We start from the raw sequence: 14,883 nt of genomic DNA, 5'->3' as shown, positions 1-14,883 counted from the left end.
TGTGTTCGCTACTCTAGGCTTGACGGCGACCGATCTCGCTCGGCGGGGCCAGCCCTTCCGTCGTCCCCAGAGGATGCCATGCACATCACCACCAGCCCGTCCTCCTCTCTTGCAGAACGCGGTCTCTCCCGCTCGAGGCTCCTCCTGCTGCTCTTCGCCGGGATCGCCGCGGTGTTCCTGCTGGCCGCCTGCGGAGAGGTCGACGACAGCACCGAGATCGAAGCCGACGGATCCGGCGTCCAGACCCTCGCGGTCGTGATCGGTGAGACCGATATGGAGGATGTCGAGGGTGGTGCGGCGACCATCGAGTCCGTCATCGAGGCGAACAACCCGGGCCTCGAGTACCAGGGCATGACGAAGAACGGCACCGACACCGTCTTCACCCTCACGCTCTCGTTCAAGGACGCGAAGGACTACGCGGCGAAGGCCCAGCCGGTCCTGGCCGCCGGGGAGCTCACGAAGACCGCCGAGGTCACCTTCACGCCGCCGAGCCCCCCGTTCAGCTCCGGGTACACCCTCACTCGGAACTTCACCGCCAACGACCTCACGCGCTGGGCGGTGAAGGCGCTCGTCGACGACGGCAAGGTCGCCAACGCGACCGACAGCGACATCGACAGCGCCCTCGAGCAGGGCGACGTCACGGTCTCGGTCGACGGATCCGAGCTCGAGCGGGACTCGTATGCGGGCGACGGCTCCGCCACGGTGTGGACCAACGCCGCAGCCGTCGGTTTCGACAGCGTGAAGGTGGTGACCGCGGGGGCCGAGGATCCCGCCGCGGATGCCTACACCCGCACCCTCACCTACGAGCTGACGCGCGCCACGTACCTGGACGCGAAGGATCAGTTCGATGCCTTCTTCGCGGCGGCGACGCCCGAGGGCGGAGAGCTCACGCCGGCCGGTGAGACCGGCACCACCTGGGTGATCGCCTTCCCGCAGGGCACCGCGGAGCAGGTCGGCACCTGGACCGACACCGCTCTCGCCACCACCGGGAGCGTGCTGTCGGTCGAGACCGCGCCCAGCTCCGACGACCCCTTCGCGATCGAGACCCGCGTGGTCGACACCATCGAATGCACCGTGGCCTGCGGGGAGATGGGCACGCTCGAGCAGGCGCTTCTGGTCCCCGCCGGCTTCTCGGGCGGCGACGTGGAGAATCCGGACGCGACCGAGGAGATTCCGCTCGAGGGCGGCACCGAGGCGCAGGTCATCACGAAGAACATCACTTTCAGCAAGGCCGCTTACGACGTCACGATCAATCGTGATGGCGGCGGGACCGTCACCATGGACCTCTCGCTGCCCGCCGCAGACGATGCTGTGGTCACTGAGAAGAACGTGGTCGCCTTCCTGGGGGAGGGCACCGAGCGCTCCGAATCCGAGGGCATCGTCACCTACACCCGGACCGCCGAGGCCGAGACCTCCGCGGAGTTCTCCGGTGCCCTCCAGAAGTTCGGCTTCGACGGGGTGGACGGGGCCCCAGAGGTGTCCGTGGTCGAACGCGATGGCGGGACGTACTCCGTGTCGCTGGCCATGGGCTTGAATGAGAAGCTCTGGGACAAGGCGGGCTCCGAGGCGACCTGGACGATCCGCGGCGATGGGCTCCGCCCCACCTCGCTGACCCAGGACGAACAGGGCACGGCGGTCCTCGGGGAGGAGACCATCACGGTGGAGGATTCGCACGGCGTCATCCTCACTTTCGCGGCAGAGCGCACCGGCCTGGGGATCGGCGCCATCGTCGGCATCCTCGCCGTTCTCGCGGTCCTCGGCCTACTCCTCGCCGCGGGAATCGTGGCCTTCCTGAACCGCGCGAAGCTCAAAGCGCTGTTCGGCGGGTCCACGACCGAGGCAGCCGCAGGGTCCGGCGCTGCGGGACCTGGCGTGCAGGCCGGCTCGGGTGCGCCCCAGCACGGCGGCGTGTCGGATGACGGTGGTGCGGGCTTCGGTGGGGCCACCCCTCAGCAGGGCGATGGGGTTCAGCCGGACGCCGCACCTCAGCCGGGTGGTGGGGTTCAGCCGGGTGGCGCGGCTCCTGAGGTCGGCGGGTCCACGGGCGATGCCGGCACGGGGCCGATGCAGGGACCGCACGGCGGGTGAGAGAAGGCCCGGGTTGACGGAGTCCGTGCCTGCGAGGGCACGTCGCGGCAGCACGCCGCGGGAGCTTGTCGCGGGAGCCTGCCGGGGGAGCGGAGGCATCGAGTGGCGCGTGGTGTGCCGGGAGCGCGTGTATGGCGCTGCCTGCACGCCACCCGCCAGTGGATGCGCTGAGGCCGGGGCAGGCAAGCAGGGTTCAGCTCTGGCTGGCTGACCGCTTGCCCGTCTGCCCGCCTGCCCGTCTGACTGGACGGCTGGTGGTGCGGGAGGTCGCATCCACAACCCCTCCCGCACCCAGGCGCCGGGTTGTAGCATTCCTTCATTCCCCTCCGAACGCCGGGCGGGGACTTTGAGGAGCACCAGGAGATCATGAGCGCCGCCAGCGACGCCCCGAGTGAGAGTCCCAGGCCTTCGGGCCTGACACGACATGCATTCCTCGGGGGGATCCGTCCATGGACCTGATCGGTCCCCTCATATCCCTCGGCGTCGGGCTCCTGCTCGTCGTCGCCTGCGGTGGCTTCGTCGCCGCCGAGTTCTCCCTCATCACCGCCAACCGCAACGACGTCGAGGCCGCCGTCACGAACGGTGACAAACGCGCCCGCGGCGTGCTCGAGGGGATGAAGACCCTCTCCACGCAGCTCTCCGGGGCGCAGCTGGGCATCACCGTCACCAACCTCGGCATCGGCTTCCTCGCCGAGCCCGCGATCGCCGCCCTGATCGGCCCCGCCCTGGTGGATCTGGGCCTGGGAACGGTCGCCGCCCGGTCCGTGTCCGTGACGATCGCCCTCGTGCTCGCCACCGCGATGACCATGATCTTCGGCGAGCTGGTCCCCAAGAACATGGCGATCGCCCAGCCGCTGCGCACCGCGAAGGCGGTCGTCGGCTTCCAGCGCATCTTCACCACGATCTTCGCCCTTCCGATCCGCCTGTTCAACGGCAACGCGAACGCGGTGGTGCGGGCCCTGGGCGTCGAGCCGCAGGAGGAGCTCGGCTCCGCACGCAGCGCCGAGGAGCTCTCCGCCCTGGTCAAGCGTTCGGCCGACGAAGGCGCCCTCGCGGCGGAGACCGCCTCGCTCGTGCAGCGCACCCTCGCCTTCGGCGACCGTCGGGCCCATGACGCGATGGTGCCGCGCGGCCGCATGGACTCCCTCGATGTGGACGACACCGTCGAGGACCTGCTCGAGCTGGCCCGCACCACCGGCCACTCCCGCTTCCCGGTGCTGACCGACGAGAACGAGATCGCCGGCGTCGCCCACATCCGCCACGGTCTCGCCGTGCCCTTCGAGGCACGGCCCACCACCTTGGTCGATACCGTGATGGGCACCGCCACCTTCGTGCCGGACACCGTCCCGCTGGACGACCTGATGGACACCCTGCGCAGCGGGGGTCTGCAGATGGCAGTGGTGGTCGATGAGTTCGGCGACCACGCCGGCCTGATCACTCTCGAGGACCTCGTCGAGGAGATCGTCGGCGAGGTGCGCGACGAGCACGACGAGGAGACCGACGACACCCCGGAACCCGACGGCTCCTGGGACCTCGACGCCCGGATGCGGCCCGACGAGGCCACCGAGCGCCTCGGGGTGACCGTGCCCGAGCACGAGGACTACGACACCCTCGGGGGCCTGGTCACGATGGAGCTGGGCCGGCTCGCGGAGGTCGGGGACGAGATCGTCGTGGCCACGGATCCTGCCCCCGGGGAGGGCCCGGCGCAGCTGCGCATCGAGGTCACCGAGGTCGACGGTCTGCGCATCGAGACCGTCCACGTGAAGGTCGAGCCCCTCGCGGACGAGCACGAGGACGCAGAGGACACGGACGGCCAGGAGGACAGGTCCACCCGCCGCGAGCGGGAGAAGGCCGAGCGGCGCGAACGCTCGGAGCGACGGGACAGCGAGAAGGCCGAGCGGCGCGCCGCGAAGGACCGCGAAGAGAGCGAGGCGGCGCGATGAGCACCACGACGGGCCTCGCCCTCACCCTGATCCTGCTGCTGCTGAACGCTTTCTTCGTGGGCGCGGAGTTCGCGCTGATCTCGGCGCGGCGCTCCGTGATCGAGCCCAAGGCCCTCGAGGGGAAGTGGGCTGCGAAGGTCACGATCAATGCCATGGAGCACGTCTCGCTGATGATGGCGGGCGCGCAGATGGGCATCACCGTGTGCTCGCTCGCGCTCGGCGCGATCAGCGAACCAGCCATCGCCCACCTGCTCGAGGTGCCCTTCGACGCCCTCGGCGTGCCGGGCGCCATGGTCCATCCGATCTCCTTCGTGATCGCTCTGTCGCTGGTCACGTACCTCCACGTCGTGTTCGGCGAGATGGTGCCCAAGAACATCGCCCTGGCCGGACCGGAGCGGATGGCGCTGATCCTCGCGCCGATCCTCATGGGCATCGTGACCGTGCTGCGGCCCGTGCTGTGGCTGCTCAACGGCATCGGCAACCTCGTGCTGCGGATGCTCGGCGTCACCCCCAAGAGCGAGGTGACCAGCGTGTTCAACCGCAACGAGGTGGCCGCCATGGTCAGCGAGTCCCGCGAGGGCGGCCTGCTCGAGGACAACGACGAGGCCCTGCTGCTCGGGGCGCTGCGCTTCGAGGCCCGCAGCGTCGCGAACCTCGTGATCCCGCTGGAGAAGATCGCGAGCCTGCCCGAGGGCGTCACCGCCGCCCAGGCGGAGACCGCGGCCGTCGAGGGCTTCTCCCGATTCCCGGTGAAGGCGGCCGACGGGCGCCTGACCGGCTACGTCCACATCAAGGACCTGCTGGACTCGGTGCAGGCCCACCGCCACGACCCGATCCCCGGGGAGCGCATCCGTGCCCTGCCGGAGATCGGCGCCGACGAACCGCTGCGGCAGGCGCTCACCTCGATGCAGGCCTCCGGGGCGCATCTGGGCGCCGCGACCGACGAGAACGGCGTCGTGGTCGGCATCGTCACCCTGGAGGACATGCTCGAGGAGCTCGTGGGTCAGATCCGCGACGACTCCCGCATCGCCGCCTGAGCCGTGTGAACCGCCGGCAGTGCACCATGGGGGGATGACGCAGAATTCTTCCCCCGGCCCCGTGACGAACCTGTGGACCGAGGCGGTGCGGCGCAATCCCGAGCACGCGCGCGGCTACGCCGAGCGATGGCGACGGATCGAGGCGTCCGGGAAGGACATCTACGGCGAGGCCCGGTTGATCGACGCCATGGCCCCGCGAGCGGCCCGGATCCTCGACGCCGGCTGCGGCACAGGACGACTGGGCGGACATCTCTCCCGCGCAGGCCACCAGGTCGTCGGCGTGGACCTCGACCCGCACCTGATCGACGTGGCCCGCGAGAATCACCCCGACGCCCGTTGGGAGGTCGGGAACCTCGCTGAGCTCGACCTCCGCGACGCCGACGGCCGGCCGGAGCAGTTCGACCTCCAGCTGTGCGCCGGCAACGTGCTCACCTTCCTCGCCGGCGGCGAGCGTCGGCCGGCCCTGGCCAGCCTCGCCGCGCACCTCGCTCCCGAGGGGCGTCTCGTGGTCGGATTCGGGCTGGACCGGGGCTATGACGTCGACGACTTCGAGGCCGACGCCGCCGCGGGCGGACTGCGTCTGGAGCAGAGGTTCGCCACCTGGGATCTGCGCCCTGCGGCCGACGACTTCCTGGTGGGCATCCTGGCCCGCGCCTGACCGCGATCGGCGGCGCCCGACCCGACCCGGACCGGGCCCTGCGCCCGGATGAGACTGCGATCACGACCCAAATACTGCCGTCGCACCCTCGGGCCGCGTTACGTTGGCCGCGAGCACGACGTCGTGTCCCCGGTGTGCGCGCCGGGCCCAGTGGAAGGGGCACCCTTGGGTTCTTCACTGCCGATCCCGCCGCCATTGCCGCCTGCCACGGAACCGTCAGCCACAAAGCCTCCAGTCGCAGAGCCGGGGAGCTCGGAGGCGCTCAGCCCGGCGGCCCTCGCCCCGGGAGCGGCCGCCACCGCCGTCCCGGTCTTCTTCATCTCCGACTCCACCGGCATCAGCGTGGAGACGATGGGCAACGCCCTCCTGATCCAGTTCCCCGGTGCGCCCTTCGAGCGCACGCTGATCCCCTTCGTGCGCAGCGTCGAGGAGGCCCGCCAGGTGCGCGAGCGGCTGGACGCCGCGATGGACGGGACGGTCGCGCCGATCGTGTTCCTCACCGTCGTCGACGAGGCGGTGCGCGAGGAGCTGCTGAGCACGCGTGCCCCCGTCGTCGACTTCGTGAGCGGGCACCTCGCGCAGCTCGAGTCCCAGCTCGGCATGAGCGGCGATCACGCGCCGGCCCGCCTGCACGGGGTGGGCGACTCCCACCGCTACAACCGGCGCATGCAGGCCGTCGAGTTCGCGATCGAGCACGACGACGGCCAGTCCGTGCGGGCGCTCGAGAAGGCCGACGTGGTGCTCATCGCCCCCTCTCGCTGCGGCAAGACCCCCACCAGCATGTATCTCGCGCTCATGCACGGGATCTTCGTGGCGAACTATCCGCTGGTGGACGAGGACCTCGCCGCCGGAGTGCTGCCCGAGTCCATCGCCACGCTCTCAGATCGCTGCTTCGGCCTGCTGATCTCCCCGCAGCGGCTGGCCGCGGTACGCACCGAGCGCATGCCGGACTCGCGGTACTCGTCCCTCGAGCAGGCCCGCTGGGAGCTGTCCCGGGCCCGACGCGTCTATGACGCGTACGGGATCCCCTTCGTCGACTCCTCGACCAGATCGGTCGAGGAGATGTCCACCCTGATCCTCCAATCGCTCGATCGCCGTGGGACGTCGTCCCGTTGAGCAGCACACCCCCAAGAAGGAGCCCGCAATGACGCAGAGCATCCAGTGGTTCTCCGAGCTCGGCATGGCCGACCTCGACCAGGTCGGCGGCAAGAACGCCTCGCTCGGAGAGATGGTCTCGAACCTCAGCGCCCTGGGCGTGCAGGTCCCGGACGGTTTCGCGACCTCGGCGGACGCCTATCGCGAGTTCCTCGGCGCGACCGGTCTCGCCGAGCGCATCGATGCCCAGCTCCAGCGGCTAGACACCGAGGACACCCGGGCGCTCGCCGAGGCGGGCGGCACCATCCGGCAGATGGTGATCGAGCAGCCGTTCCCCGCGCAGCTCGAGGCGGACATCCGCTCCGCCTACGAGCAGCTCGCCGCGGGCAGCGGTGAGGAGGCCTCCTTCGCGGTGCGCTCCTCGGCCACCGCAGAGGACCTCCCCGATGCGTCGTTCGCGGGCCAGCAGGAGACCTTCCTCAACGTGCGCGGCATCGATGCGGTGCTCACCGCGATCCGCGAGGTGTTCGCCTCCCTGTACAACGACCGGGCGATCGCCTACCGCGTCCACCATTCCTTCGAGCACGCCTCGGTGGCGCTCAGCGCCGGCGTGCAGAAGATGGTGCGCTCCGACCTCGGGGCCAGCGGAGTGCTGTTCACCGTCGACACCGAATCCGGCTTCGACCAGGCCGTGTTCATCACGTCGGCCTACGGGCTGGGGGAGGGCGTGGTGCAGGGCGCGGTGAACCCCGATGAGTTCTACGTGTATAAGCCGGGCCTGCGCGAGGGTCGGCCCGCGATCCTCAAGCGCACCGTCGGCGAGAAGGCCACCAAGATGGTCTACACCGACGACGCCGCCGTGGGCCGCACCACCGAGTTCATCCCCGTGGAGGCCGCCGAGCAGGTCAAGCTGTCGCTGACCGACGAGCAGGTCACCGAGCTCGCCCGTCAGGCGCTCATCATCGAGGAGCACTACGGCCGCCCGATGGACGTCGAGTGGGGTCTGGATGGGGCCGACGGGGGCCTGTACATCCTCCAGGCCCGTCCGGAGACGGTGCAGTCCCGCGCCGGCAGCACCGTGGAGAAGTACCACCTGGCCTCCCGCGGGACGGTGCGGGTGGAGGGTCGCGCGATCGGGGCGAAGATCGGCGCGGGCCGGGTGCGGGTGCTCGAGGACATCGACCGCATGCACGACTTCCAGGCCGGCGAGGTGCTGGTGGCGGACATGACCGACCCCGACTGGGAGCCGATCATGAAGCGGGCGAGCGCGATCGTCACCAACCGCGGCGGCCGCACCTGCCACGCCGCGATCATCGCCCGCGAGCTGGGCATCCCTGCCGTGGTGGGCACCGGCGGCGCCACCCGCGAGCTGGCCGACGGCGACGAGGTCACCGTCTCCGCCGCCGAGGGCGACACCGGCTTCGTCTACGAGGGGCAGCTCGAGTTCACCGTCGCGACCAGCGAGGTGGACTCCATGCCCGAGCTGCCGGTGAAGATCATGATGAACGTGGGCACCCCGGCGCAGGCCTTCGCCTTCTCCCGGCTCCCCAACGCCGGTGTGGGCCTCGCGCGGCTCGAGTTCATCGTGAACCGGCAGATCGGCATCCACCCCCGTGCCCTGCTCGAGCTGGACCGCCTGGACACCGACGAGCCCGAGGTGGCTGCGCAGGTCAGGGCCCAGGTCGCCGCTTACGCCTCACCCCGGGACTACTTCGTCCAGCGGGTCGCGGAGGGCGTCGCGACGATCGCCGCGGCGTTCGCGCCGGAGCCGGTGATCGTGCGGATGAGCGACTTCAAGTCCAACGAGTACGCGAACCTGCTGGGCGGCACCCTCTTCGAGCCGCGCGAGGAGAACCCGATGATCGGCTACCGAGGCGCGAGCCGGTACCTCTCGGAGGACTTCGCGGAGTGCTTCGCGATGGAGTGCGAGGCCCTGCGGTACGTGCGCGAGGACATGGGGCTGACGAACGTGAAGCTCATGATCCCCTTCGTGCGCACCCCCGCCGAGGGCAAGGGCGTCATCGACCTGCTCGCCACCCACGGCCTGGTGCGCGGGGAGAACGACCTGCAGGTCATCATGATGTGCGAGATCCCCTCGAACGCCGCCACCCCGGAGCTGTTCCTCGAGCACTTCGACGGCTTCTCCATCGGCTCGAACGACATGACCCAGCTGACGCTGGGCCTGGATCGCGACTCCGGCCTGGTCGCCGATGCCTTCGACGAGCGGGACCCGGCCGTGAAGTTCATGCTCTCCCGGGCCATCGAGGCCTGCCGGGAGGCCGGGAAGTACGTGGGGATCTGCGGGCAGGGCCCGTCGGACCACCCCGATTTCGCGCAGTGGCTGATGGATCAGGGCATCGCCTCGATGTCCCTGAACCCGGACACGGTGGTCGACACGTGGCTGCAGCTCGCACAGCACGGCGGCGGCGAGGTGGGCTGCTGAGGACTCAGTCGTCCTCGCGCACCCGCAGCAGCTCGCTGGTGTGGGTGCCGGGGGTGCTGTGGCTCTCGGCGCCGGGCACGCTGGTCACGGTGGTCAGGAGGAACACGGTGTCATCGAGCGCCTCGACCGAGTGGCGGTGATGGGTGAGCGCCTCGACGTGGCCGGTCTCCAGCACCACGGTCTCCTCGCCGGTCACCTTCACGCTGCCGCGGATCACCTGGATCGAAGCGGCGGGCGGGGAGTTGTGCTCGGCCAGGCGTTCCCCCTGCTTGAGAGCGATGACGGTCTGGCGCAGGGGGCCGTCATGGACCAGGAGCTCCGCGTGCCGGCCATTCTCGGCCTTGCGGGCCTGGTCGATGGCCTTGGTGATCGCGTCGGACAGGGCAGCCATGGGAACCTCCAGGTGAGCATCGGTGGTCCCAGCCAGTATCCGTCAGTCGGAGTGTTCCGTCAGGCTGGTTGCGGATTCCTTCGCGAGGTCCAGCATGGCGCGCTCGCTGATCCCGAGCACCCGGGCCGCTGCGGCGACGTCCCGGAACTCCGGTTCGCGGCGCACGACGGCGCCGCGGGCATCGCGGGCGATCTTCACGGCGATCCGCTGGCCCTGCACCTCGACCTCGGTGAACTCGCGGGTGCGGATGACCCGCTCCACCCGGTGCATCCTCACCCCGAGCGTGCCCGTGCGATCCATCAGCACCGCCGCGATCTCCTGCACGGACCGTTCCCTGACCAGGGCATGGATCGTGATCGCGGGGCGGCCGCGCTTCATGGTGATCGGGGTGTGCCAGGCATCGAGGGCGCCGAGGTCCAGCAGCTCGTCGATGATCCGCGGCCACAGCCGGGGGTCGAGATCGTCGACGTTCGCCTCGAGCTGGACGGCCGACGTCGGGGTGTCATGCGCGTCCGCGGCGCGAGGGCCGACGCTGTCGCCCCCGGGCCCTGCCGGGAGGGGAAGCTCCGAGGCTGCGAGCGCCGACGGGTCGACGGACGGGGCTGACCCGACGGATCCGGACTGGCTGGCAGAGGCGGACTGGCTGGCGGAATGGGCCGGGTCGGGCGACGCTCCGTATCCCCGCCGACCGACGAGGACCCGCACCACGTTCGGCCGGCCGGGGGTCTCCTTGGTGCCCGCGCCGACGCCGACCGCCTCCGTGAGCAGCATCGGCTGCGGCCCCGAGGTGCCGGCCAGACCCCGCATCAGTGCGACGCCGGTGGGGGTGGCGAGCTCGCCGATCCCGGGCGCGACGCCCGCGGGGACCTTCCGGCCGCCGTGCTCGTGGGGGCCTCCGGCCATGTGCGCGGGGATCGTGTGCGCGGGGACGTCGACGTCCGACGTGGGGACCGGCACCGCCGCGTCGTGGTCCGGGGTGCGGTCCGTGGCGTGAGGATTCTCGTGGTCGTGGTCGTGGTCGTGGTCGTGGTCGTGGTCGTGGTCGTGGTGGTGGTGGTCAGGCTGGTGGTCGGACGACGGTCCGTGGGCGTGCTGGTGCCCGCGCGGGGGCAGCAGCTCGCCGGCGACCGTCGGCCAGCCGATCGCGAGACGCACCACGGCCGGGACCGGCACCGGGATGTCGCCATGTGCGGCGCGGATGCGCCCGCTGCCCACCGCGATCACGCTGCCCGCTCCCTCGGTGATGCCCAGCTGGCGCCACGCCTCGCAGGCCCCGATCACGTCGGCCAGGGAGTCCAGCGCGCCCACTTCGTGGAAATGGACCTCGTCGGCCGGGACCCCGTGCGTGGTGCCCTCCGCGTCGGCCAGGCGGCCGAACACCGTCAGCGCGAGGTCGATCGTCCGCTCCGGCACCGAGACGTTCCCGCGGGAACGTTCCAGCAGCTCCCGGATCGACGCCCAGGTGCGATGGGGCGGGTCCGTGACCAGCACGTCCACGTCGATCTTGGTGGCGCGCTGCCCGCCGCGGTCCACCGTGCTGCGCACGAAGCGCACCGAGTCCGGGACCAGGGCGTCGAGCACCTCCTGCACCGCGTCGAGGTCCGCGCCGGCGTCGACCAGAGCCGCCAGGAGCATGTCCCCGGCGATGCCCGCGGTCGCGTCGATGTAGGCGAGGCGGGGGGCAGAGGGCGAGGGGATCTCCATGGGATCGATCGTAGGCCGCTCTCGCGACGGCGGCCGCGCGGTGAGCAGGGGTTGCCGCCTTTCGGCGTTCGCCCAGGGCGTACGGCGACCATGCCCAGAACCCCTAGAGTGGGGTCATGAGCCACGAGCCGATGTCCAGCCTCGTCGCGTCGGAGCGACGCACCTTCTCCGCGCTCGCCCTGATGGGGGCCGCGATCGTCGCCCTGCTGCTCGTCGCCGTGACCGGGACGATCCTGTTGGAGTCGCCCACGATGCACATCCCGGATTCGACCACGCACGGGGCGTTCCTCGATGCCCTGGTCATCCTGATCCTGCAGGTGTGAGCTGATCCTGCAGGGGTGAGCGGCCTGGTCGGGCTCAGTAGTCGCTGCCGCCCTGGCCGGAGAGCGTGATGAGCTCGCCGCCGAGCTCGTCCTTGACGGTCTCGAGCCATTCCTGGACCGCGGGATCGTCCTCGTCCACGAGGATCACCCAGTTCTTGGCCAGCAGGCCGTACCCCTCTTCGTCGTTCTCCTCGGCGAAGGCCTCCATGAAGTCCTTGCCCTTGACGTCGTGAGGGACGACGGTGCTGACGGTGACGCTGTCGTCGTCCTCGAGCTGGCAGTCGCCGTCGACCACGTCGAAGGCGGGGAAGCCGTCGGTCAGCTCGCCCTCCATGAACGAGTTGAAGTCGTCGGAGTCCACGGTGTCGCAGTTGAAGTTCACCCGGAGCTCCTCGTAGAGGTCGCGTGAATCGTCGTACGAACCGCCGCCGCACCCTGCGAGCAGCAGCGCGGCGCCGGCGGTGACCGCCGTCGCTCCGATCCGTCGTCGCGTGGTCCCCGTCGATCCCGCCGTGCTCCTGCGCTCCGTGGTCCTCATGGCATGTCCCCTGTTCGGCGTTCGTCGTCGTGGTGGTCGACGGGCCCCTCGCCCGCCGGGCGCGAGCCACTATACGGGTGTCCGATTTATCGGGACGGCGCAACGAGCGGCGTGGCGCGAGGGGTTCTGCGTCGGCCGGTTCTGCTGTGCGGCGTCACTGCCGGCGCAGCACGAAGACCAGGGGAAGACCGCGACGCAGGTCCTCGGCCTCGCGGGTGTGGAGGAGCTCGCCGTCGACGCTGGGCGGATCGAGGTAGGTGCGGGTGATTTGGTGCTCCACGCGAGCTGCCTGGGACGGGCCGTGCTCCGTCTCGTCGTGCTGGTCGTGCTCGGCGAGCAGGCGCCAGTTGAGCGGATGGTGACGGAACGCCTTGGCCTCCTCAGCGGTCGAGGGGCAGCGTCGCAGGGCGGTGAGCAGCTCGTCGTCAGTCATCTCCGCGAGCTCGGCGACCGTCAGATCGGGGTCCTCGCCCGAGAGCGCTGTGGTGACGAGGTGCCGCAGGACCGCGACGGGCAGGACATCGGCGGGGGAGCGCTGCGCGCGGGCCTCGGCGACCGCCAGCCGCACCAGCTCGGCGCCGGTCCGCGGATCCGTGTCCACCGTGCCGTCGTGCAGCCGCAGGCGCTCGAGCAGGGTGGACGGCAGGTCGCGGGTGCGACCGTGCGCCTGGCCGCTGCGCAGGAAGGAGTCCAGATGGTCCAGCTTCATCCCGCCGCGGCTGCTGGTCAGCGGGGAGGCGAGGCGGCCGTCGTCCACGGCGTTCACGTCGTCCGCATCGATCCCGTGCTGCGCGAGCAGCTCGCCCATCGCCCGGACCCGCGTGTGGCCCAGCTCGTGATGGTCCAGGCCCTCGATGCCCTCGAGCGTGTGGCTGAAGGGCAGGTGCCCCACGTCGTGGAGCAGCGCGCTCGCCCGGGCGAGCTGGTCCTCGGGGGCGAAGTGCGCGACGAGTGCGAGCACGCCGAGGGAGTGCTCGAGCCGGGAGTACGTCTGCGTGGTGGTCAGCGATGCCGCCCCGGCATGCGCGATGGAGCCGAGGCGGCGCACCGGCCACGAGTCCAGCAGTGCCTGCTCGAGCGGGCTCAGCTCGACCGTGATCCGCCACAACGGGTCGAACCACCTGCCGTCGATCCCGAGCGTGTCTGCAGCGTCCGGACTCATCGCACCTCCTGGGGAGATGCCTTACGGTAGCGCGCTCGGGAATCATCGCGACGTGGTGCGCGGAGCCGGGATACCCTCCTGCGCATGAGTGACGCCGCCGTGAGGCACCTGCCCCGAGAGATCCGGACGGATCGCCTGCTCCTGCGTGCGGTGAGGGTCGACGACGCGGCGGCCCAGGCGGAGGCGGTCACCGCCTCGCTGCCCGAGCTGTCGCCGTGGATGCCCTGGGCACAGGCACCGCAGACCCTCGAGCAGGCCACGGATAACCTGGCCGCCGCGGCGCGCAGCTTCGAGGACGGCGCCGAGTTCGCCTGGACGATCTGGGACCCGACGGGGGAGGACCTCATCGGCCGCATCAGCGTCTTCGCGGTGAACTGGACGGTCCCCAAGGGCGAGATCGGGTACTGGCTCACCAGCGCCCGGACCGGTCACGGGTACATGCGCGAAGCCGTCAGCGCAGTCGTCGACGCCGCAGATCAGGAGGGCTTCCGGCGCCTGGAGATCCGCTGCGACCGACGGAACACCCGCAGCGCACGAGTTCCCCTCAGCCTCGGATTCGAGCTGGACGGGGTGCTGCGGAACGACGCCCTCTCCGCCACGGACCCGTCCCAGCTGCGGGACACCCTCGTCCACTCCCGGATCAGGTAGTCGGGGCGGCGGAAGCCATTCTTGGCGGATGGCAGCATCTGAGTGTCGACGGAGCGGGGTGACATGAGCAGACGTCGGTCATCAAAGGGCAGTGCGGTCACCCTTATGGGAGACTGCGGACCCCTGGCGGGTGAGCGCGGGGGAGCGACGCTCACGACATGACGAGTGGCACGACGTGGCGAGCGATGGGTGTGGATGTGGCGAGGAACGGCAAGAAGACCCCGTACTGGAAGCGGATGCGCTCGATGGGGCTTGTGTTCCTGTGTGCCGGCATCCTCTTCTGGGTCCTCGATCGATTGACCGAAGGTCCCTTCATGGCGGGGATGGGCCCCGGCTTCGTGGTGGGTGGCGTCGTCGTCCTTGCCGTCTCCCTGGGGTCGTGGTGGGGCCGACCCGGGAATCCTCCGGAAGCGGGGGAGTGACCGACGGCCATAACGCGTTGGCGATGAGGCGGCGCTGTGGCTCATGGCGTCGGCCGTCGCCGCGTCGTTCGAGCCCCCGCGGGAGTGCTTTCGGACCGGCCTGTGCGGGATAACCGCAGTGGCGCAAGGGCTGGGCCCCGCTCTCATCCCAGACGAGGGCCCCATCAGTCATCACGCGAAGCGTGGCGCTTCTCAGATGGGCGTCCTCTTGATCATCTCGGGGATCACCGCAGCGGCCCCGCGCACCGCCGAGAGACGATCCGGACTCTCACGACGTGACCGGATGGCGCCGGAGTCGCTCGCCCAGTCCGATCATCAGAGCGGCGCCGGCGGCCAGAGCGGCTGCGAGGTGTTATGTCGCAGGACATCGGTGACAGTTCTGTATCAGGACATCGGTGACACTTCCGTGGCTCTTGGTGGTGACACTTCGC

At 70.4% G+C, this 14,883-nt stretch carries 13 protein-coding genes; 9 read left to right on the top strand and 4 right to left on the bottom strand.

Features of this window, described 5'->3' with window-relative positions; all coding sequences use genetic code 11:
* The first annotated feature begins 78 nt into the window (after positions 1–78).
* The 6 genes from ABD093_RS03130 (at position 79) to ppsA (ending at position 9,264) form a co-directional block, all read left to right on the top strand.
* The gene (locus tag ABD093_RS03130) at positions 79–2,088 is read left to right on the top strand and encodes a hypothetical protein (RefSeq protein WP_343922369.1); all 2,010 of its coding nucleotides are present in this window, start codon (positions 79–81) and stop codon (positions 2,086–2,088) included.
* 449 nt (positions 2,089–2,537) lie between these two features.
* Complete coding sequence (locus ABD093_RS03125) at positions 2,538–4,031, top strand: hemolysin family protein (RefSeq protein WP_193117737.1); 1,494 nt, start codon at positions 2,538–2,540, stop codon at positions 4,029–4,031.
* Complete coding sequence (locus tag ABD093_RS03120; protein ID WP_193117738.1) at positions 4,028–5,068, top strand: hemolysin family protein; 1,041 nt, start codon at positions 4,028–4,030, stop codon at positions 5,066–5,068. Before ABD093_RS03125 ends, ABD093_RS03120 begins: the two co-directional genes overlap by 4 nt.
* A gap of 34 nt (positions 5,069–5,102) precedes the next feature.
* Positions 5,103–5,726: a class I SAM-dependent methyltransferase gene (locus ABD093_RS03115; RefSeq protein ID WP_193117739.1), complete on the top strand. Its 624-nt coding sequence runs from the start codon at positions 5,103–5,105 to the stop codon at positions 5,724–5,726.
* Between the two features lie 165 nt (positions 5,727–5,891).
* Positions 5,892–6,842, top strand: coding sequence for a pyruvate, water dikinase regulatory protein (locus tag ABD093_RS03110; protein WP_193117740.1), 951 nt, complete (start codon positions 5,892–5,894; stop codon positions 6,840–6,842).
* Positions 6,843–6,870: 28 nt separating this feature from the next.
* Complete coding sequence (ppsA, locus tag ABD093_RS03105; protein WP_343922364.1) at positions 6,871–9,264, top strand: phosphoenolpyruvate synthase; 2,394 nt, start codon at positions 6,871–6,873, stop codon at positions 9,262–9,264.
* A gap of 4 nt (positions 9,265–9,268) precedes the next feature.
* Here the strand turns inward: ppsA and ABD093_RS03100 are convergent, their stop codons facing one another.
* Both ABD093_RS03100 and larC read right to left on the bottom strand, forming a co-directional pair.
* On the bottom strand, positions 9,269–9,655 hold the full coding sequence (locus ABD093_RS03100; RefSeq protein WP_193117742.1) for a cupin domain-containing protein: 387 nt from the start codon (positions 9,653–9,655) through the stop codon (positions 9,269–9,271).
* Between the two features lie 42 nt (positions 9,656–9,697).
* Complete coding sequence (gene larC, locus ABD093_RS03095; RefSeq protein ID WP_343922361.1) at positions 9,698–11,359, bottom strand: nickel pincer cofactor biosynthesis protein LarC; 1,662 nt, start codon at positions 11,357–11,359, stop codon at positions 9,698–9,700.
* Between the two features lie 116 nt (positions 11,360–11,475).
* Here larC and ABD093_RS03090 point away from each other — a divergent pair, with 116 nt between their 5' ends.
* Positions 11,476–11,682, top strand: coding sequence for a hypothetical protein (locus ABD093_RS03090; protein WP_343922359.1), 207 nt, complete (start codon positions 11,476–11,478; stop codon positions 11,680–11,682).
* A gap of 34 nt (positions 11,683–11,716) precedes the next feature.
* Here the strand turns inward: ABD093_RS03090 and ABD093_RS03085 are convergent, their stop codons facing one another.
* Both ABD093_RS03085 and ABD093_RS03080 read right to left on the bottom strand, forming a co-directional pair.
* A complete protein-coding gene (locus tag ABD093_RS03085) occupies positions 11,717–12,220 on the bottom strand; it encodes a hypothetical protein (protein ID WP_343922357.1) in 504 nt (167 codons plus the stop codon).
* Positions 12,221–12,374: 154 nt separating this feature from the next.
* Positions 12,375–13,382 (bottom strand): HD domain-containing protein, encoded by a 1,008-nt coding sequence (locus ABD093_RS03080; protein ID WP_343922355.1) that lies wholly within the window; start codon positions 13,380–13,382, stop codon positions 12,375–12,377.
* 84 nt (positions 13,383–13,466) lie between these two features.
* Between ABD093_RS03080 and ABD093_RS03075 the strand changes: the two genes are divergently transcribed.
* Positions 13,467–14,030, top strand: coding sequence for a GNAT family N-acetyltransferase (locus ABD093_RS03075; RefSeq protein ID WP_343922353.1), 564 nt, complete (start codon positions 13,467–13,469; stop codon positions 14,028–14,030).
* Between the two features lie 158 nt (positions 14,031–14,188).
* A complete protein-coding gene (locus ABD093_RS03070; RefSeq protein WP_343922351.1) occupies positions 14,189–14,452 on the top strand; it encodes a hypothetical protein in 264 nt (87 codons plus the stop codon).
* Positions 14,453–14,883: the final 431 nt, after the last annotated feature.

The organism is Brachybacterium tyrofermentans (assembly GCF_039526165.1).
Taxonomy (GTDB): Bacteria; Actinomycetota; Actinomycetes; order Actinomycetales; family Dermabacteraceae; genus Brachybacterium; species Brachybacterium tyrofermentans.
The sequence above is the reverse complement of the archived record's forward strand: the minus strand, read 5'-3'. Positions and strand labels throughout refer to the sequence as shown.

Coding starts and splice junctions, on each gene's coding strand:
- ABD093_RS03130 (WP_343922369.1), top strand. CDS start 79: ATGCACATCACCACCAGCCCGTCCTCCTCTCTTGCAGAACGCGGTCTC.
- ABD093_RS03125 (WP_193117737.1), top strand. CDS start 2,538: ATGGACCTGATCGGTCCCCTCATATCCCTCGGCGTCGGGCTCCTGCTC.
- ABD093_RS03120 (WP_193117738.1), top strand. CDS start 4,028: ATGAGCACCACGACGGGCCTCGCCCTCACCCTGATCCTGCTGCTGCTG.
- ABD093_RS03115 (WP_193117739.1), top strand. CDS start 5,103: ATGACGCAGAATTCTTCCCCCGGCCCCGTGACGAACCTGTGGACCGAG.
- ppsA (WP_343922364.1), top strand. CDS start 6,871: ATGACGCAGAGCATCCAGTGGTTCTCCGAGCTCGGCATGGCCGACCTC.
- ABD093_RS03100 (WP_193117742.1), bottom strand. CDS start 9,655: ATGGCTGCCCTGTCCGACGCGATCACCAAGGCCATCGACCAGGCCCGC.
- larC (WP_343922361.1), bottom strand. CDS start 11,359: ATGGAGATCCCCTCGCCCTCTGCCCCCCGCCTCGCCTACATCGACGCG.
- ABD093_RS03090 (WP_343922359.1), top strand. CDS start 11,476: ATGAGCCACGAGCCGATGTCCAGCCTCGTCGCGTCGGAGCGACGCACC.
- ABD093_RS03085 (WP_343922357.1), bottom strand. CDS start 12,220: ATGAGGACCACGGAGCGCAGGAGCACGGCGGGATCGACGGGGACCACG.
- ABD093_RS03080 (WP_343922355.1), bottom strand. CDS start 13,382: ATGAGTCCGGACGCTGCAGACACGCTCGGGATCGACGGCAGGTGGTTC.
- ABD093_RS03075 (WP_343922353.1), top strand. CDS start 13,467: ATGAGTGACGCCGCCGTGAGGCACCTGCCCCGAGAGATCCGGACGGAT.
- ABD093_RS03070 (WP_343922351.1), top strand. CDS start 14,189: ATGACGAGTGGCACGACGTGGCGAGCGATGGGTGTGGATGTGGCGAGG.